The 20,127-nt window shown below is 44.2% G+C and carries 16 protein-coding genes; 7 read left to right on the top strand and 9 right to left on the bottom strand.

What is annotated here, in order from left to right:
* The first annotated feature begins 40 nt into the window (after positions 1-40).
* Both ABD960_RS15810 and ABD960_RS15805 read left to right on the top strand, forming a co-directional pair.
* Positions 41-1,663 (top strand): NADP-dependent glyceraldehyde-3-phosphate dehydrogenase, encoded by a 1,623-nt coding sequence (locus ABD960_RS15810; protein WP_345332254.1) that lies wholly within the window; start codon positions 41-43, stop codon positions 1,661-1,663.
* Positions 1,664-1,865: 202 nt separating this feature from the next.
* Positions 1,866-3,551: a sodium:solute symporter family transporter gene (locus ABD960_RS15805; protein ID WP_345332252.1), complete on the top strand. Its 1,686-nt coding sequence runs from the start codon at positions 1,866-1,868 to the stop codon at positions 3,549-3,551.
* Positions 3,552-3,606: 55 nt separating this feature from the next.
* Here ABD960_RS15805 and ABD960_RS15800 read toward each other — a convergent pair whose 3' ends face one another.
* The 4 genes from ABD960_RS15800 to ABD960_RS15785 form a co-directional block, all read right to left on the bottom strand.
* Positions 3,607-5,301 (bottom strand): sodium:solute symporter family transporter, encoded by a 1,695-nt coding sequence (locus ABD960_RS15800; protein ID WP_345332250.1) that lies wholly within the window; start codon positions 5,299-5,301, stop codon positions 3,607-3,609.
* Positions 5,302-5,412: 111 nt separating this feature from the next.
* The gene (locus tag ABD960_RS15795; protein WP_345332248.1) at positions 5,413-5,619 is read right to left on the bottom strand and encodes a hypothetical protein; all 207 of its coding nucleotides are present in this window, start codon (positions 5,617-5,619) and stop codon (positions 5,413-5,415) included.
* A 112-nt stretch (positions 5,620-5,731) separates the two neighbouring features.
* Positions 5,732-8,137 (bottom strand): ABC transporter permease, encoded by a 2,406-nt coding sequence (locus tag ABD960_RS15790; protein WP_345332246.1) that lies wholly within the window; start codon positions 8,135-8,137, stop codon positions 5,732-5,734.
* A gap of 149 nt (positions 8,138-8,286) precedes the next feature.
* Positions 8,287-10,785, bottom strand: coding sequence for a PIG-L family deacetylase (locus ABD960_RS15785; protein ID WP_345332244.1), 2,499 nt, complete (start codon positions 10,783-10,785; stop codon positions 8,287-8,289).
* 194 nt (positions 10,786-10,979) lie between these two features.
* On the opposite strand from ABD960_RS15785, the gene ABD960_RS15780 reads away from it, so the two are divergent.
* Genes ABD960_RS15780 through ABD960_RS15765 form a run of 4 tightly spaced genes read left to right on the top strand, consistent with a single transcriptional unit; the run spans position 10,980 to position 15,587 of the window.
* Positions 10,980-11,612: a TetR/AcrR family transcriptional regulator gene (locus ABD960_RS15780; RefSeq protein ID WP_345332242.1), complete on the top strand. Its 633-nt coding sequence runs from the start codon at positions 10,980-10,982 to the stop codon at positions 11,610-11,612.
* Entirely contained in the window at positions 11,609-12,967 is a 1,359-nt protein-coding gene (locus ABD960_RS15775; RefSeq protein ID WP_345332240.1) for a TolC family protein, read from the top strand. Before ABD960_RS15780 ends, ABD960_RS15775 begins: the two co-directional genes overlap by 4 nt.
* A 19-nt stretch (positions 12,968-12,986) precedes the next feature.
* Positions 12,987-14,039 carry an HlyD family secretion protein gene (locus tag ABD960_RS15770; protein ID WP_345332238.1) on the top strand — a complete coding sequence of 351 codons (1,053 nt, stop codon included), beginning with the start codon at positions 12,987-12,989 and terminating at the stop codon, positions 14,037-14,039.
* 6 nt (positions 14,040-14,045) lie between these two features.
* Positions 14,046-15,587, top strand: coding sequence for a DHA2 family efflux MFS transporter permease subunit (locus tag ABD960_RS15765; RefSeq protein WP_345332236.1), 1,542 nt, complete (start codon positions 14,046-14,048; stop codon positions 15,585-15,587).
* Between the two features lie 259 nt (positions 15,588-15,846).
* Here ABD960_RS15765 and ABD960_RS15760 read toward each other — a convergent pair whose 3' ends face one another.
* The 5 genes from ABD960_RS15760 to ABD960_RS15740 form a co-directional block, all read right to left on the bottom strand.
* On the bottom strand, positions 15,847-16,431 hold the full coding sequence (locus ABD960_RS15760) for a carboxymuconolactone decarboxylase family protein (RefSeq protein ID WP_345332234.1): 585 nt from the start codon (positions 16,429-16,431) through the stop codon (positions 15,847-15,849).
* An 81-nt stretch (positions 16,432-16,512) separates the two neighbouring features.
* The gene (locus ABD960_RS15755; RefSeq protein WP_345332232.1) at positions 16,513-17,058 is read right to left on the bottom strand and encodes a peroxiredoxin; all 546 of its coding nucleotides are present in this window, start codon (positions 17,056-17,058) and stop codon (positions 16,513-16,515) included.
* Between the two features lie 115 nt (positions 17,059-17,173).
* Entirely contained in the window at positions 17,174-18,028 is an 855-nt protein-coding gene (locus ABD960_RS15750) for a DUF2911 domain-containing protein (RefSeq protein WP_345332230.1), read from the bottom strand.
* 328 nt (positions 18,029-18,356) lie between these two features.
* Complete coding sequence (locus ABD960_RS15745) at positions 18,357-18,857, bottom strand: anti-sigma factor family protein (RefSeq protein ID WP_345332228.1); 501 nt, start codon at positions 18,855-18,857, stop codon at positions 18,357-18,359.
* Positions 18,854-19,435, bottom strand: a complete 582-nt coding sequence (locus ABD960_RS15740) for an RNA polymerase sigma factor (RefSeq protein ID WP_345332226.1) — start codon at positions 19,433-19,435, stop codon at positions 18,854-18,856. Before ABD960_RS15740 ends, ABD960_RS15745 begins: the two co-directional genes overlap by 4 nt.
* A 280-nt stretch (positions 19,436-19,715) precedes the next feature.
* Here ABD960_RS15740 and ABD960_RS15735 point away from each other — a divergent pair, with 280 nt between their 5' ends.
* Positions 19,716-20,060 carry a DUF6249 domain-containing protein gene (locus ABD960_RS15735; RefSeq protein WP_345332224.1) on the top strand — a complete coding sequence of 115 codons (345 nt, stop codon included), beginning with the start codon at positions 19,716-19,718 and terminating at the stop codon, positions 20,058-20,060.
* Positions 20,061-20,127 lie beyond the last annotated feature (67 nt).

Genomic DNA, 20,127 nt, shown 5'->3' with positions numbered 1-20,127 from the left:
CGGTTGAGCATCTAATGATAAAACAACTAAACAACACACCATGAGTTTTCAAGATCAGCTCCGTTCACTTTTTGTTGATGAAAGCCAGATACCTGACGAGTTCAGGATTGAGGAAGTGCATCAGCGTGAATACCTCAGCAATGGCGAAATGAAGCCTTGGGATGGCGATGTTACCGAAGTGTACTCGCCTGTTTGCCTCCCAACTCCCAACGGACTTAAGCGTAAATTAATTGGCACCTACCCGGTTTGTACCGAAAAGGAAGCCATGGAAGCCCTTGATGCGGCCATCGCCGCTTATGACAATGGCCGTGGTGAATGGCCCACCATGAGCCTTGACCAACGTATTAAGTGCATGGAGAAATTTGTGTACAAAATGATTGAGCAGCGCACGCTGGTGGTTAAACTGCTGATGTGGGAGATCGGCAAATCATACGCCGACTCGGCCAAGGAGTTTGACCGCACGGTGGAATACATCAACGCTACTATCGATGGGTTGAAGGATATCGACCGCCAGTCGTCGCGCTTTGAAATGGCCGAAGGCATCATCGCCCAGATACGCCGCTCGCCTATAGGTGTGGTGCTTTGCATGGGGCCATTTAACTATCCGCTTAACGAAACCTTTACCACGCTGATACCGGCGTTGATTATGGGCAATACCCTGCTGTTTAAACCGCCTAAACACGGCACGCTGTTGCACTACCCGCTGTTAAGGGCTTTCCAGGAAGCTTTTCCGAAGGGAGTAGTGAATACGATCTATGGCCGTGGTGCTGATGTTACGCCCGGACTGATGCAAACCGGCAAGATCAATGTGCTGGCCTTTATTGGCTCAAGCAAGGTAGCAAACGGTTTAAAAAAGAGCCATCCTAAAATTAACCGTCTACGTGCTGTTTTAAGTTTGGATGCCAAGAACGCCGCCATTGTTACCAAACATGCCGACCTGAAACTGGCCGTGAGCGAGTGTATATTAGGCTCATTATCTTTTAACGGGCAGCGCTGTACCGCTATTAAAATGATATTTGTACATAAAGAGGTGGCCGATGAGTTTTTACGTTTGCTTGGCGAGAGCGTATCTAACCTTAAAATAGGCCTGCCTTGGGAAAAGGATGTAAAGATAACCCCGCTGCCCGAGCCGCATAAGCCTGATTACCTGAAGGAGTGCATTGATGATGCAGCCGCCAACGGTGCCAGGGTAATGAATGAGAACGGTGGCGTAACATCCGAATCATTTGTGTTTCCGGCGGTAATTTACCCGGTGAATGATAAGATGAAGCTGTACCGTGAGGAGCAGTTTGGTCCGGTGATACCGGTGGTGCCGTACGAGTCGATAGAAGAACCGATACAGTACCAGATTGATTCGCCGCATGGTATGCAGGTAAGTATTTTTAGTAACGATGCCAGGGAGATATCCTCATTAATAGATCCCTTTGTGAACCTGGTGAGCCGTGTTAACATCAACGCCCAATGCCAGCGCGGGCCGGATGTATTCCCTTTTACCGGCCGTAAGGATAGTGCGGAGGGTACATTATCCGTACATGATGCCTTGCGCTCGTTCTCCATCCGCTCGCTGGTAGCTACTAAACTGAATGATACCAACAAGCAGATCATCAACGAAATTGTACATGATAACGACTCCAATTTTTTAAGTACAAAGTTCATCCTGTAACGCCGGTATGTAAGCTTTGCAAAGCCTCCGTAAAAACGGGGGCTTTTTTTTGTAATAAATTTATGATTGGTGTATTTGTTAACATTGCGCGCTTATATTTATGAACTTGAAAAATTTGAACAACAAATTGTTTATGCTATTGCCAAACCAATAATTATAAACTATAATTGTCAAACAGACATATTAAACCTAAAAATAAATAATGAAAACACTTTCTACCGGTGACTACACCGTGTTTTTTGTGTACCTGATTATCGTATCGCTGTACGGATTTTGGGTATACAAGCGCAAGCATAACGCTGATGCGACTTCAAAAGACTACTTTTTGGCCGAAGGATCACTTACATGGTGGGCGATTGGCGCTTCGTTGATCGCCTCTAATATTTCGGCCGAGCAGTTCATCGGTATGAGTGGTTCGGGCTTTAAAATGGGTTTGGCCATTTCAACTTACGAGTGGATGGCAGCTGCAACGCTTATTATTGTGGCTATATTCTTTATCCCGGTTTACCTGCGTAATAAAATATTTACCATGCCGCAGTTTTTGCACCAGCGGTATAACGGTACGGTTGCCATGATTATGGCTGTGTTCTGGCTGTTGCTGTATATCGTAGTAAACCTCATGTCTATCCTTTACCTGGGCGCACTTGCGGTTAGCGGTATCTCAGGCTTAAACCTGGAGTTGTGTATCGGTTTGTTAGCGGTATTCTCCATCATTATTACCCTGGGTGGTATGAAGGTAATTGGTTATACCGATGTTATACAAGTTTTTGTATTGATATTAGGTGGTGTGGTAGCAACATACCTGGCTATCGGGCAAATCAACAATATATCGGGCACTACCGGTATATTGGGTGGTTTAAGCGTATTGCATACCGAGGTGAACGATCACTTCCACATGATATTCAATAAGGAAAATTCAAACTATATGGATTTGCCGGGCCTATCTGTATTAATCGGCGGTATGTGGATCGTAAACCTTAATTATTGGGGTTGTAACCAGTATATCACGCAGCGTGCATTAGGTGCTAACCTTAATACAGCACGTGGCGGTTTGCTGTTCGCGGCATTTCTTAAACTGTTAATGCCGGTTATCGTGGTGTTGCCGGGTATAGCGGCTTATTACCTTTACCAAAAAGGTATGTTCCAGCAGGAAATGCTGAGCGCTAAAGGTGTGATTGACGTAAACAAGGCTTATCCATCATTGCTGAACTTATTGCCATCAGGATTAAAAGGCCTGTCGTTCGCGGCATTGACTGCGGCTATAGTGGCTTCATTGGCTGGCAAAGCCAACAGTATCGCTACCATCTTTACGTTGGATATTTACAAAAAAGCCATCAAGCCTGACGCCACGGATAAACAACTGGTATCATTAGGTAAATGGTCGGTAGTAGTGTCTATGGTATTGGGTGTGATATTATCACTCCTGATCGGCGATGCGCTGATGGGCGAAGGCAAGCAGGGCTTCCAGTACATCCAGGAATATACCGGCTTTGTATCTCCAGGTATTTTCGCCATGTTCATCCTCGGCTTTTTCTGGAAAAAAGCGACATCGAACGCGGCATTATTCTCCACTATCGGGGGTTTTATCTTTTCGGTAATATTCAAATTCTTACCGCAATGGACTGATCTTTCGTTCATGGCGCCTTACGGCTTTTCAAAAGATAATGGTACCGGCGTGTACGAGATACCTTTCCTTGACCGTATGGGCTTCGTATTCCTTATTTGTATCATCGGTATGTACATCATCTCAAAAATTGATGCAGCCAAAGGTGTTAAAACTAACGGATTGGAAATTGAATCATCTATGTTCCGTACCTCAAGGGCATTCACTGCCGGTGCTGTACTGATAGGTGGCATACTGGTAGCCTTGTACAGTATTTTTTGGTAGTATAAATTATTTAATGTGATATAAGCGCCTGTATTAATAATGCAGGCGCTTTTTTTTAAGTAGTGGGTTGTGATCTTTTAAATAAATCAAATACCATCGCAATCGCCACCACTGTCAAACACCCTATTGCGTTCAACCATAAATATGCAACCACCTGGTAATAGCCCATCAGGCATATAATGGCCTCGGTAATTATTGCTGCCCAAAATACCGCCGGGCCTTTAATACGTTTAAAGTAAAAGGCCACCACAAAAACGCCTAATATAGTACCGTACAAATAAGAGCCTAACTGGTTTACCGCCTCCAGTAGGTTGCCAAGCTTGCTGGCATACAGCGCCATGCCGATGCTGGCCACACCCCAGATCACGGTTGCCAGGCGCGAGGCGTTCAGGTAATTCCTGTCGCTTGCCGTGGGGTTAATTACCCGCTTATAAATATCAACCACACTGGTTGATGCCAGCGAGTTTAGCGCGCTGGCCGTTGAGCCCATCGAAGCTAAAAACACAATGGCGATCAATAAGCCGATCAATCCATGCGGCAGGTAGCGGGTAACAAAGCTTAAAAAAACATAGTTGGTATCATTAACATCGGCGGTGGCATTATTCTTTTTCATTAGCGCCACGGCCTGCCGGCGTAGCTTGCCGGCATCTGCATCCGCTTTTTTTAATTCGGTTTTCGCGGCGGCCAGCTTACCGGCATCATCGCCATCAAAAGCCGATACCAGGTTTTGCGCGGCAGCTTTGCGCTTTTCAAACACCCGGGCGTGTTGCTGCTCAATAGCAGTATATAGTGGTGCATAGCTGCTGCTTTTTATACGGTCAACCTCGTAACTGTTAAAAAATACCGGTGGTTTATTAAACTGGTAAAAAGCAAATACCAGCACGCCGATAAGCAATATCAAAAACTGCATAGGTATCTTGATCAATCCATTCATAATCAAACCTATGCGGCTTTGCGCTACCGAACTGCCGGTTAAATACCGGCCTACCTGGCTTTGGTCGGTACCAAAATAAGAGAGCTGTAAAAAGAAACCGCCGATCAAACCGCTCCATACATTATAGCTATTGTCTGGGTCAAACTTCCAGTCAATCACGTTCATGCGGCCAAGTTTGCCGCTTAGTTTCAGCGCGTCAACAAAGCTTACATTTTCAGGCAGTAGCTTTACTACCATCACCCCGGCAAAAAACATCCCTAAAAATATAATGCTCATTTGCAGCATCTGGGTGTACGATACCGCCTTGGTGCCACCATAAACCGTATAAAAAATAACCAGTCCGCCTATGGCCAGGGTAGTGTAGGTGGTATCGATATGTAAAATGGTTGACAGGATGATGGACGGTGCGTAAATGGTAATACCCGTTGAAAGGCCGCGTTGTATTAGGAACAGGAACGAGGTAAGCACGCGTGTTTTCAGGTCAAACCGTTGCTCCAGGTACTCGTAAGCGGTATAAACTTTCAGGCGGTGAAATATGGGTACAAAGGTGATGCACAGCACGATCATGGCCAAGGGCAGCCCGAAGTAGAATTGCACAAAGCGCATCCCGTCGCTATAAGCCTGCCCGGGTGCTGAAAGAAAGGTGATAGCACTGGCCTGTGTAGCCATTACCGAAAGCCCTACGGCGTACCATGGCAACGAGCGGTTGCCTACTAAAAACTGGTCGACATTTTTATTACTGCCGCTTTTCCACAGGCCATAGCCAATAATGGCAAGCAGGGTAACGGCAAGTACTATCCAGTCGGTAAAACTCATTCAAATATTTTGGTAGTGAGCCAAAATACAGAAATAAGAAGAACCAGCCAAACACCTACCAAGATGTAAAACTGGTTCCAGTTACCTATAAAGGAGGGTAGTCCGTCGTTATCAGACGTTTTCACGGCCTCTAACCAGGAATTTTATAAACAGCGCGGCGGTTAATAAACCTAAAACACCACCTACCGGAATATAGATCAGGCCTCTGTCAACAATAGCGCCAACAAACATGCCGCTGATCAGTGCTACAACAAAATAGATGTAGTCGTTCTTTTTTGCTTCTTCCTCTTGTTTATGTGAGTGGTGATGATGTGACATAATATTTTATCTCCGTTTGTTTACCCGCAAAAATATCGATTATATTTTCATTGGCAACATTAATTAACCTTTACCATGCGTTTAACCCGCAATAGTTTACAATGTTTTACATCTACTCGGTACGCAGGCTTTTTATCGGGTTGGCAATAGCTGCTTTTATCGATTGAAAGCTGATGGTTACCAGCGCTATAATAACCGAAAGCAATGCTACTACAGCAAAAACATACCATTCAATATTGATGCGGAAGGCAAAATCTTCGAGCCAGTTGTGCATGGCATACCAGGCCAGTGGCCAGGCAATAATGTTGGCCAATAAAACCAGTTTCAGGAAATGGCCTGATAGCAGCAGCACAATATTTTGTACCGACGCGCCTAACACCTTGCGTACGCCGATCTCCTTAATGCGCTTTTCGGCGGAGTAGGAGGCAAGGCCCAGCAGGCCAAGGCAGGATATGAAAATGGCCAGCCCGGTTAATATACTTACTACCTGGCTTACCTGCGCGTCCGCACGGTAAACCTCCCTAAAATGCTCATCTACAAACTGGTACTCAAAAGGCTGATCGGGGAAGAGTTTTGCCCATTTGGTCTTGATCAAAGTAAGCGCCTCGGCAGTTTTGCCCGGATTGATCTTTACTGACATCCGGCTGTAGCCCCACTCTTTAACATTGAACATAAACATGGTTTCAATTTTATGGTGCATCGAGTTAAAATTGAAATCTTTAGCGATACCGGTGATCACACCCAGCGAATCGAACCCGAATTGCTGACCGAGTAGGGAGCTTGGTTTTGCCTTTGGCGTGTCCTTCAAAAGTTCTTTGGCCAGGGCCTCATTAATGATATACTCCCTGCCATAGCCTTCGGTACTAAAGTTTTTGCCCGCAACCAGCTTAATATTGTAAAGGTCGAGGAAGTTATTATCGACAATGAGCCTGGTGGTAGCCAGTTCGCGCATGGCGCCGTTTGCGGGTTTATATTGCACGCCCGATTGATCCATGTGGCTACCCAATACATCCTGTGCGCCGGTAATATCCGCAATAGCGGTATTGCCAGATAGGTGCTGCTTCAGCTGATCGTATTTTTGACTGGTAACATTATCAAGCGGGATGGTCACAATTTGCTCGCGGTTAAAACCGGGATCGCGCTGCTGCATATAGCGCAGTTGTTTCACCACAAAAACAGTGGCAATCATTAAAAACACCGCGCTGCCAAACTGGCCCACTACCAACGCGTTGCGTAAACCCGCCTTACTTTGCCCTGATGAGGACATAACACCCTTGAGCACCTTAACCGGTTGAAAAGAGGAAAGGAATAACGCCGGGTATAATCCCGATAATAATCCTACTAAAACCGCTAACCCGGTAATAGCTAATAATAGTTCTGGATTAGTAAATAAGGATAATTCCAGATTACGCTGACTAAGCTGATTTATAAATGGCAGGCTTAGCTTTGCCATAATAAGGGCAAGCACCAATGCCAGCAGAGACAGCATTACAGTTTCGCCTAAAAACTGAGCGGCCAACTGGTTACGCTGCGCGCCGATGGATTTGCGGATCCCCACTTCCTTCGATCGCTCGGCAGAGCGCGCGGTGGTGAGGTTCATGAAATTTACGCAGGCAATTATAAGCACTACTACAGCGATAAGCGCAAACAGATTGGTTGATTTACCATCGAATTTTTGGTAGTTTAGATAATCCAGCCCAACGTCGGTAGTTGAGGCATGTACATCCTTTAGCGGCGTATAAAAAAGCTCATAATATTTCCAGCCTTCGCCATCGCCCATATATTTTTTAAGAAAAGCCGGCATTTTACGCTGTAGGTTGGCAACATCAGTACCCGGAGCGAGTTCTACATATGTGTTGAGCCAATTGCCGCCCCAGCTATTCATCCTGCCCTGCCATTGCTTGTACATGCTACTCAGGCTAAACACACATTCAAATTGCAACTGCGAATTTTGCGGAACATCGGCTAATATGCCGGTAACCGCGTAACTCACCGTGTCCGATCCGTAGTGGGTAATGGTTTTGCCTATCGGGTCATCATCGCCAAATAACTTTTGGGCCGTTTGTTGCGTAAGCAATACGCTGTTCGGTTTTTCAAGCGCTGTGCGTTTATCGCCCTTAACTAACGGAAAATTAAATATCTCCAGAAAAGTTGAATCAACCAATACGCCTTGCTGAATAAACAATTTTTTTGACTGACTGGTAAGCTGGTACTTGTTAGTCCATCTTACACGGGTATAATTTTTTATTTCGGGATAATCGTTTTTTAAGCTTCGACCCATTGGCGCCATGGAAAGCGCCACCTTTTGAGAGGCTGCCATGCCCGGAAATTTCTGGACTTCGCTTAAGCGATATATGTTTTTAGTATGAAAGCTATCAAAGCTCTTTTCATAAAAAACAAAAAGCATAATAGCAATGCACGCTGCCATGCCAATTGATAAACCTACGATGTTTATGGCCGAAAAGAACTTACTTTTCCAGAGGTTACGCCATGCGGTTTTAAAATAGCTTTTTATCATGGTTAGGATGATTGTGTTGTTGAGCTATTTTAAAACTGCATACGCTGTGCCTTTTGTTTATTTATCTGATAATGAGGTTTTTAAATATGTTTTATCGGCATTCATTTGTTCGCATACGATACAATAATCGTTCGGTTTTGATACAGCTGTTAAGGTTGTTGCGCCGGTGGTTGGGGCTTGCTTAACAGGTTGATAAACAGTCTGTACGCGCCCGGCACCCCGGCAGGTAACTCCCGAAAGAATGATAGTGAAGTATATACAAACCTGCCCTTGCCATAATCAGCCGTAATAAGAGAGCCTTTGTTGGGCGACATTTTGGTATCGTTCATCAATAACGGTGCGCTGTAGCGCTTATCAATACCGGCGGCAAAGTAAAGGCCGCGTTCCTGTATCCAGCCATCAAAATCCGCAGTGGTTATTTTGTTAGGATAATTTAGCACGGGGTTGGCCGGATCTGCAAACGTTACTTTGGCGTCCTCCTCGGTTACACGTTGGTTAACCACATCAAAAGGATAGGGGCCAATGCTGTCTGTAACCATGCGGCCTGCCGTATTGTATTGTACTACTAGGTTGCCACCGTTTTTTACATAATCCAGCAGTCGGGGCTGCTCAAAAACCAGGCGCGGATTTACGTTAAATGAGCGTACACCGGTTATAATTGCATCATACACCGCCAGGTCGGAGTTCATTACTTCATCCTCTGTTAAAATATGCACGTTATAGCCTAATTGCTTTAACGCTTCGGGTATTTTATCGCCAGCGCCTGGCAGGTAGGCAATGTTTTTTCCGGCTGTTTTTATGTCTAGGTTAACCAATCTCGCTTCAGCTTTCGGGAATAGCGTGATGTTTGGGATATGATCATATTTTATACGGTGCAAACCTAACGACCATTCTTTACCCCCTGTGTTAACCACAGCCTGTAGCTTGCTCACAACAGGATCGGCACTTGTTGGTGTAATAGTAAATGTTACCGACCACTCGTCGTTTAGTTTTTTATCTACAAAGTCAAATTTTTCAGGGCTGATAGTCCAGCCGGTAACCGGTTTTATGCTTACGGTGCCCTCACCGTCCGGCGTAAAGTTTTTAAGTTTTATGCGCACCTGCTGCGGCTGCTGCCCGCTGAACAGGTAAACCGGATTTTCAACATTGGCCGTAACCGGCGGAACTACCTCAACGGGCTGATAAACCTCGCCTCGCACCGGATCGGTGTATTTGTATATAACCGGCGAATCATACCTGATCTTTTTATTATTTATGGTGAACTCAAAGCTAACCGCTGGTATATTCGGATTTTCAGGATTACCGGCAAGCGTATCATTCGGCAAAGTGTATAAACCAATGCCATGATCGGTAGCCAACCAGTAAGGCTGCGAAGTTGATTTAAACGGAATACGGTTCTTTACCGCATCAAAAGCTACGGTGCGCAGCTCATTGACAGGTAAATTAGGCGTGCGTATGCCGGTGCTTACACTACGCATACGTCCGTTATCAATGGCTACAGAAGTAACCTGCACAGGGTTACGGATGATAAACTGGTTGATAACGCCCATGCTGTCGCCCACAGCGAAGGTTGGGTCGGTAGCGTAGCTTTCAAACCAAAGGCCTGAGCAGGCAGCTATCAAATGTTTAACCTGCTTTACTTTCTCGTTACGCCAGTAAGCATCGCTTATACCCTCAACCCGTACTAACAGGTCAACCAGTGCGTTTACGGATAATTCCGGATGTACCGGGTTAAAGTTTTTTTGGATGGCCGTGATGGCTGTATTTATTTCGGCAGGTGCTTTTACGCGTGCCCAGGTAGTATCAACACCATCAAGTAAGTTGCGTTTTGGCGCTTCGCCTGCAATGGTTTTAAAGTATTCAAACGACTCGCCGCGCTGACTTGCCGCGCCAAAGCCCTGCGATTTATGGTTCGAGCGGCTTTGAGCGGCAATTTCGCCATAGCTTTTACCCATAAATACATTGTAAGCGCCCGCATCCACCTTAAACTGGTTAGGGTTAATGGTGTTGGTATTGCCAAAGTTAAAGGTATTCCAAAGCAGGCGTTTGGCTTGCCATACCTGCACGTATTTTAATTGTTCAGGGAAACGTTTCGGGTCGGCGGCGGCTGCGAACGCCTCTTGCGCCAATATAGCCGAGGTGGTATGATGCCCGTGCCCGCCCTCGCCGGTGGTAGGAAAACGGCAGATCATCACATCCGGCCTGAATTTTCGGATTACCCAAACCACATCGCCCAACACTTTTTCCTTGTCCCATATCTTCAGCGTTTCTTCGGGAGTTTTTGAGAAGCCGAAGTCATTAGCGCGGGTAAAAAATTGTTCGGCGCCATCGTAACGGCGTGCCGCCAGTAATTCCTGTGTGCGTACCAATCCCAACAGTTCACCTTGCTCTGTGCCGATCAGGTTTTGGCCGCCATCTCCGCGGGTTAACGAGAGGTAACCCGTACGGTAATGCTTTTCGCGCGCCAGCCAGGCTAAAAGGCGGGTGTTCTCATCATCAGGATGCGCGGCTACGTACAACACACTGCCCAGTGTATTCAATCCTTGCAAATTTTGCTCAATGGAGGCAACGTTAGTCGAGGGGGATGATTGCGAATAGCTATATATAGATAATAATAGTAATGAGGCAGATAAAAGAATTCTCTTCATGGCGGTAAAAATATATAAAGATGTACAGCTTTTATATTGATAACCATAACAATCATGTTAAAATTCATGTCAAATTTTAATTAATTAATCGATTGATTAATTTTATATTATTGAAAATCAATTAGTTATTGTTAGTTTACAATTTGATTACATTATTTAATCAATCGCTTGATTAATTTTGTGCCATCAAAAACATGGAAAAGGAAAAAACCGATAAGAAAGATCATATACTCGACGTAGCCGAAAGGGTTTTCGCCGATGTGGGTTATGATGCCGCTTCTACCCGGATGATCTCCGGCGAAGCCGGTGTGAATATGGCCATGCTTAATTATTATTTCGGATCAAAGGAAGGATTATTCCTGGCCGTGTTCGAGCGTAAAATTGAGCACTTTCGCACCCTGATCAATAACATAGGGAACGACGAAAGCATGAATGCGCTGCACAAGCTCGAAAAATGTATTGACAGCTTTATTGATAAGGTAGTGATAAACAGCTGCTTTTCAAGGCTGATGAACCGTGAAATGTGGCTTGGGCGCCGCGGTGAGCTCACCGATAAGCTGAGCGATATTATCATGAACAACGTAAATGAGTTCAAGCGCATTTTTGAAGAAGGTATCTCCACCGGCCTCTTTCATCATGACACCGATATCGAGTTGGCTATCGCTACCATCTTCGGCACAAAAAATTATATCACCAATAGTCCGCATGTAGCATCAAAATTGCTTAAGCACGATGTTAATGATGCCGAGTACATGGAAAATGAACTTAAGCCTCGCATAAAAAAATACCTTAAACAACTACTTAATGCCTACTTACTCATAAAATGACAACACATAACAACACCACCAACCCGCACTTTTTACACCGGCAGCTTTTTGTTTATGCCATCTTTGCGGCACTGCTGGCCCTGCTGATATCAACCACGGCAAACGCACAGGAGAAAGTGCTAACGCTCGATGAGGCTATAAACCTGGGCGTAGCCAACAGTAAACAGTTAAAACTATCAAAATCAAAAATTGATCAGGCTGTAGAACAATACAACCAGGCTAAAGATCAGTCATTGCCTACCGGTAATGTAAGCTTTGGTTACAACCGCGCGCAAATACCGGCAAACCGCCTGCAATTTGGCGAGGAAAGCCTTTCGCTGCCAAAACATGCCGACGCATGGTTGGGTATCGCCTCGCTTAATCAAACCATCTTCTCGGGCAACAAGCTAAAATACGCACGTGAGTCGACTGAATTGTTAAGCCAGATAGCGCGTTTGGATGAAGTGAACGATAAGGATCAGATCGTTTATAACATCATCAACTCTTACTACAACCTGTATAAGGTATTGCAAAGCAAAAAAGTAGTAGAGCAAAACTTAACTACCGTTGATCAGCAGATTAAACAATCACAACGCTTTTTTGAGCAGGGCCTGGTTACCAAGAATGATGTGTTGCAGTTTCAATTGCAACGTTCAAATATTGAACTGAATGGCATCGATCTGGAAAACAACCGCAAGATTGTTAACTATAACCTTGATATACTACTTGGCTTGCCCGAAACTACCGAGATCAAGATAGACCAGATTGATACTACGCAACGCGCGGTAAATATGTTGGCCAGTTATATTGATACAGCCATCAGCAATCGCCCCGAATTAAAACAGGCCGACCTGCAGGCTCAGGTAGCTGATAAAAATATCGGCTCTATCAAAGGTAACCTGTTGCCAAACCTTAATGCGGCGGCAAGCGCGTATTATGTTGATGTGGCTGCTAATCCGCTTCCTCGTTCGGGTAATTTTATTACCCCTATATCAGTCGGCCTTACCGCTTCATGGAACTTTGGCGCGCTGTGGACCAACAAACATAAAGTAGCCGAAGCTAAAATTCAACGTACGCAGGTAGATATCAATAAAAGCCTTGAAATCGATCGTATTAAGAACGAGGTTAACCAAAGCTACCAGGGATATGTGGCGGCACTTTCAAAAATAAAGCTGCTGCAAACATCAATAGCCCAGGCGGGTGAGAACAATAAGATCTTACAATCAAAATACCGCAGCAACATCGCTTCGGCTGTTGACCGTGCCGACGCGCAAACCTTGCTTTACCAGGCGCAAATTAACCTGGAACTGGCTAAAGCCGATGCAAGCCTTGCTTATTATACGCTCCTTAAATCAACCGGAACACTAAACAAATAATATAACACCACCCAAAAAAATGGAACAGAATACAGAAATCCAAGAACCTAAAAAGAAATCGAAAGTAGTACCTATTATTTTAGGCATTGTATTACTTGGCGGTATCATATTCGGTATCAAAGAATATATCTATTTCAGCGCACATGAGGATACTGATGACGCGCAGATAGATGCCGACATCAGCCCGGTTGTGGCCAGAGTTGGCGGCTATGTTGACAGCATTTTGTTTGAGGAGAATACCCACGTTAACAAAGGTCAGCTACTGGTTAAGATAGATGACCGTGATCTTAAAGTACGTTTAGAGCAGGCGCAGGCGGCCCAAAAAGGTGCAAGCGCAGGCATTGGCGTAAGCGAATCGCAGATATTCTCAACCGCTGCAAACTCAGCCAGCGCTAAGGCCGAAGTAACATCAGCCGCTGCAAGGTTAGAGAAAGTGCAGAAGGATTATCAGCGTTATGCCAACCTGGTAAAAGACGGATCAGTTACACAACAACAATTTGATCAGGCGAAATCAGACCTTGATGTTGCCCGTGCTACATACCGTGCCGCTCAGGAGCAGTACAAAGCCGCTTCGCAACAAGTGGGTACTACACGTAACCAGTTAAAGGTTACCAACAGCGGTGTTGATCAGCGCCAGGTTGATATTGATTATGCCAAGCTGCAATTAAGCTACGCCCAGGTAAAATCGCCGGCAAGTGGTACTGCTGCCAAAAAGAATGTACAGGTGGGGCAACTAGTGCAGCCGGGGCAAACCCTGTTCGCTATTGTGAATGATAACAGCTTGTATGTTACCGCTAACTTTAAAGAAACTCAGTTAAACGACATCCGCAATGGCCAAAAAGTAAATATTGAGGTTGATGCTTACCCGGATATGGAACTGGAAGGTACAGTGTACAACTTCTCCCCCGCTACAGGCGCTAAATTCTCATTACTGCCACCGGATAATGCTACAGGTAACTTTGTAAAGGTTGTACAACGCGTACCGGTTAAAATTAAAATAAACGCAACTCCTGAACAATTAGCCAAACTGCGCCCCGGCATGAGCGTGAATGCTTCGGTTAATATAAAATAATAAACCATGGCTGAAACAGGCTTTAAAAAATGGATAATTACCATTACGGTAATTATGGCCTCGCTGCTTGAGCTGATAGATACCACGATTGTGAACGTGGCTATCCCGCACATTCAGGGTAACCTGGGTGCTACGCTTGAGGATATAGCCTGGGTAGTAACCGGCTATGCGGTGGCCAACGTAATTGTACTGCCCATGTCGGGCTGGCTGGGCGATACGTTTGGCCGTAAAAACTATTTTCTTACATCAATCATTGTGTTTACCATCGCATCGTTTTTATGTGGTAATGCAACTACGCTGAACGAGCTGATCGCCTTCCGTATATTACAGGGTATTGCAGGTGGTGGTTTGATATCAACAGCACAGGCTATTTTAATAGAAACGTGGCCACGTGAACAAATAGGTACCGCAACAGCTCTGTTTGGTTTAGGCGCGGTAGTAGGACCAACAGTTGGCCCGACCATTGGCGGCTGGATCACTGAAAATTACTCATGGCCCTGGATATTTTATGTAAACATTCCGGTAGGTGCATTGGCGGCCTTCCTGACGATAACTTACATTAAGGAAACGCCCAAGGTCGTCGGCCGGCCGGTGGACTGGTGGGGTATATTGCTCCTTGCCATATCAGTAGGTAGCTTGCAAACTATTTTGGAGAAGGGTGAGAGCGAGGATTGGTTTGCTACAACGTATATAACCGTACTTACCGTAACCGCAATATTGGGCGCCATACTGTTTGTATGGCGCGAGCTAAGTACTGACCACCCGGTGGTGAACTTCAACATTATGCGGCATCGAAGTTTTGCCGTGGGGATGTTTACCTCCTTTATATTAGGTTTTGGTTTATACGGTTCGGTATTCGTGTTCCCGGTGTTTTGCCAAAATTTGCTCGGTTTCAATGCACAGCAAACGGGCGAGCTGTTGTTTCCGGGCGGTGTATGCACCATTGTAATGATGCCGTTTATAGGTAAAATGCTTAACAAAGGCGTACCTGCCCAATTTATGGCTACTGTGGGTATGTTCCTGTTCTTTGTATTTACCTGGATGCTGAGCAACTCTACCCTTGCTACAGGCGAAAAGGATGTAATGATACCATTACTGATACGTGGTGTGGGTATGGCCTTATTATTTGTGCCGTTAACCACACTGGCTATGGCCGATTTGAAAGGTCCTGAAATTGGCCAAGGGTCAGGCTTGAATAACATGATGCGCCAGTTGGGTGGTTCGTTTGGTATCGCGGCCTTAACCACTATTATACACATCAGGCAGGGTTTTCACCGTAGTACGTTGCTGGAGAACATTAACCAGTACAACCCACAATTTAACGAGCGTTTGCAGATGCTTACACAAGGCTTTATGGCCAAAGGTAAATCAATGCTCGATGCTACGGAGATGGCGTACCGGGCAATTGAAGGCACAGTAATACGGCAAACCATGTTATTAACGTATGATGATGCTTACTGGATATCAGGTTTGATCATGCTGTTCTCGATACCGTTGCTATACTTACAGCCCTTTAAAAAGTTGAAGGCCGCAACGGATGCGCACTAAACAAGGTGAACTAAAAACAAAAGCCGTTCCTGTACTTAAATACGGAACGGCTTCCCCAAAAAATTAACAATTAAATTAATTTCACCCCAGCAGCACAGTCGCAAGTATATAATGAAACCGAGGTTAGTTTAATCTTGCCATAAAATTAGTTTTTTTCGCTAGAAACACAAATTTATTTTATGCACAAAACAGTTTGTAAAATAAAAATGCCGCGAACCTAAAATTCGCGGCATTTTTGTTTGATTAACTGGCTTAACGCTTAAAATATTATTTTACCGGTTGCTGTAACAAGTGAAGCAATACGTACCGCGTCAAAAATACGCTCCTCTGTTGTACCGAGTTTAATCAGCGAATCCTCGTGCGCGTTAACACACATTTCGCAACCGTTTACTGCTGATACAGCAAGGCTCAACAACTCAAAAAACTCTTTACCGGTTACAGGTTTCATCATCAGCTGCATACGTATGCGGGCAGGTATCTGGGTGTATTTTTCCTTTTGGGTAAAGTGCCTGAAACGGTAAAACACATTGTTTGATGCTAATAATGATGCACAGCCAACAGCTTCGGCAATTTCGGCATCGGTTGCGCCTTGCTGCTCACTGTATTGGGTGTAATACTTTATAAGCGGGGTGTTATTGTTATTAGCGGCAATGCTCAAGCCAATTAAACCACACTCTTTGGTGCTTAAGTGGTCGCTGGTAAGGGTGCTGGTAAAGTTTAATTTTAAATCGCGTAGGTAGCGTGATTCGCCCTTTTCAAGTAGGATAAGGCTTTCGGTACGGTAACCTGTTTCCAGGCCTACAGTCTGTAATAATTCATTGATTATTTCGGTGCTTTCGCTCATGGTGTTATGAATTTATAGGGTCAAAAAAATCCCCGCATTATTCCTAACGATAGTGCGGGGACATTATGTAGTGTCAGTGTGTTACGCTGTAAGGGTTTCCTGACCTTTTTCCCAGTTACAAGGGCAAAGTTCGTCAGTTTGCAAACCGTCAAGTACACGCAGTACTTCTTTTACGTTACGGCCTACGTTCAGGTCGTTAACACATACCCAACGTACAATGCCGGTAGGGTCAATAATAAAAGTAGCGCGGTAAGCGATTTTTTCGTTAGGTTCTAAAATACCCAGGTCTTCAGCTAATGATTTTGAGGTATCGGCAAGCATCGGGAATTTAAGGTCACGCAAATCGTCGTGGTTCATTCTCCAGGCATGGTGAACAAACTCAGAGTCGGTTGAAGCACCGATCAAACGGGTTTCGCGGTCACGAAATTCGCCGTAGTTTTTATTGAACTCAGCAATCTCGGTAGGGCAAACAAAAGTAAAGTCTTTTGGCCACCAGAAAATCACAGTCCATACGTTATCATCATTAACAAGATAGTCAGAAGTTAATGTTTCAAACTCTTTACCTTTTTCAAGGCTAACTACTGCTGTTTTAGAAAATGCAGGGAATTTCTGTCCTATGGTTATCATATTTGATGTTTTTATTTTGATGCAAATGTAGCCTTATTGGCTCCCTAATCAAAATATGAAATATTTATAGGATATAGATTTTGTTTATGGCTAAAAGTTATTCTATAATTAATGCTTATTGCTTTGTTGCCTGATCCAAAACACCCTGGTTAAGCCTTACGTATTCATCATCATTAGCGCTTTCGGCATATGCTATACCTTGTTTAGCGGCTTTTATAGCGGCGTCCTTTTTGCCCTGTTTTAGTAATATTCGCGCTTCCCAAAGTTTAAACCAGGGCGCTTTAGGCTCCGCTTTTTGCGCTTCATAAACCCATTTCAAAGCCTTGTTCAGATCCTGATCATTCTCGTAATAATATTGTATAGCATTGAAGTATGGCTTTTTGGCGCTCATCATCAACTTATCAATATTTGCAAGAATTTTCGCGTTATCATTTGTTTGCAGCTTTATGGCTATGGCAGTATAACCCCATAATAAATACAGGTCGGCATTTTTGGTGTTCACATTGGCGAAGGCAACCGTAAAAGTCTCACGTTTTTCTTTTAACGCGATCATTGGCACTTTGAATCGCACCAGGTCATCTTCCTGTTTATAATCGTAGGCGCCCCACTGTTTAACCGTTTTGTTCAGTATTACTGTCCATTCCTTTTCTCCGGGTATAGTGAACAGGGAATAAGTACCTGCGGGCACTTTGTTGCCTTCAACCAGCACCTCCTCGGTAAAACTAATGGTTGTAGCCCAGTTAGCGCCAGTGCGCCAAACCTGGCCAAAGGGTTGTATGCCACCGAATATTTTACGGTCCTTAACGTTAGGGCGGGAGTAAGTAAGCGTGATTTTACCCAGGCCAAAATCCTGTATAATAGTTTGCGTAGAACTGGCTTCGGGTATGCGGGGCTGTTGCTGAGCCTTTAAACTGATGTTAAAACACGTAATTAATACAAACGTAGCTATGCAAGCCGATATAAATTTCATGGTGGCGAATTAATAAATGATATTGTGATTAACGCAAAAGTTGCCAACTAAGGTATGTATTAGAAATGAAAAGTAAATGAAGGTTTAATCACAGCAGCGTGAATATAAAAATAAAAAGCCCCCCAGACTTGCTCCGGGGGACTTTCAACCTAAACCTTATCACAATTAAACCGGTAAGTTTACCAGTTCGGTTATGTTATAACAATTACTGTACCAAAATGATATTGTGCTGTTTTAGTTGTCAGAACATGCTTTTTTTGTTTTTTGTGCTCGTTAGTGTGTATTCATGTGCACAATGTGTCAGCATTTTTGTACAGTCGCAAGTCATTTAAGCTGTTTTCGCAGTGCGTTTGCGGCGCAAAAGATAATCGGCCAGGTATAAGCACAATACAGCGTCGAAAAATAAAAAGGCTTTGATAACACCACTGTTCAGCAACCCGGATACCTGAATTTGCGGCATTTTAAAATTCGGCAGTTTCCATTCAATATTACTCATGCTCCAGTTAACGCTAAACAACGCATAAAGTATTATTGCCGATATAGTTACGATGAAGAAAGCGGCAATACCCTTTATTATTCGCTGGTCAATAGTAGCCTTTAACGGTTTTAAAGCCTGCTCGGCGCGTATCTGTTCCATTACGTTAAAGGTAAAGGCCATCGGCGGTTCATCAAGCTCAATGTTGCTAAACTCGGCATTCAGCGCTAAAAGCTCATTATATTTACGGCGATAAACCTCGTCCTGCTCAATAAGGCGGGCAATAGCGTCCCGCTCTGCCGGGGTGCAGGTGCCATCAATATAGCTCCACAATTTTTCTTCTATACTGTTCATATCAACTCCTTTGCTTCGTGCTTTAACAGACGCTCCAGTTTATCTTTTAAACGCTGTCGCGCCCTGAATAGTTTAACCTTCACCGCGTTAGCTTCCATGTTTAGAGCTAAGGCAATTTCTTCTAACGACTGCTCGCCTTTGTAAAATAAAGTTATAACGGCGGCATCATCAGGTAAAAGCTGCTCAATAGCCATATTTAAATAAAACGACCGCGACCGGTTCTCCGCATTATTACTGTCATAGCCTGACGGTTTTTGCTCAATCTGGATAAATGTACTTTCATCGTCAATGGAGTCCGTCGCTATCCTTTTTTTGCGCAAATGCGTCATGGCCGTGGTATATACTATACTATAAAGCCAGGTACTGAACTTTGCCTGACCCTGAAAATTTTGCAGACTGCGGTATGCTTTAACAAAGCAGTCCTGCGCAATCTCCTCTGCGTCTTCGCGGTTTTTTGCAAAGCGCAGCGCAAGGGTAAACACAAAGCGCTGGTACCGTTTGATCAGTTCGGCATAAGCTGCCTGATCGCCTGCAAGGCTTCGCGTTATAAGTTCAATATCGGTTGGCTTGTGTTGCATGTATAACAACTACTCTGACGCAGGCTGGCAAAGCCAGGTTACAGCTTTTTTAAATTTAGTTTATATTAGCCAATAAAGATCATTCGTATTTATTGAAAATAATATTGCTGCGGCATATGTATTTAGCAAATGGCGCAAGTAGCATTTGGAATTTAAAATTTAGAATTTTTTTTAAAATTGGGTGTAACCTGCTTTAAATTGATGTGGTCATAGCTTGCAAATACACTGTACAGGTGGTTTGATAAATAACAAAATTATAACACATTATTAAATACAAATTATGGCACCAGCATTAGCATTAACATTAGTAGCAATCAGCTTATTAGCAATGATATTTGGCATAGTTTACCTCGGTAACAAAGAAAAAATGGCGATGATTGAACGAGGCATGGATCCCCGGAGTTATAAAGCGCAACCAGCACCCTATAGGTACCTGAAATGGGGGCTATTAATGATGGGTGCCGGCACCGGGTTGTTTTTAGCTAACATATTAACTCGCACAATTTTAACGGGCGACGAAGACGAAAATGTTGCTATTTACTTTGGCTTAATATCCATTTGCGGCGGGTTAGGCCTATTCATTTCATACCTTATCGAGAAAAAAGAAGTGTTGGATAAGGAATAAATTAGAATGCCTTTTAAAAAGGCACACGCAGAAGAACTGAGTGTGCCGATTTTATTAATTAAACTTT

Origin of the sequence: Mucilaginibacter defluvii (genome assembly GCF_039543225.1) — a bacterium.
Taxonomy (GTDB): Bacteria; Bacteroidota; Bacteroidia; order Sphingobacteriales; family Sphingobacteriaceae; genus Mucilaginibacter; species Mucilaginibacter defluvii.
This window is presented reverse-complemented; position numbering and strand designations above follow the sequence as displayed.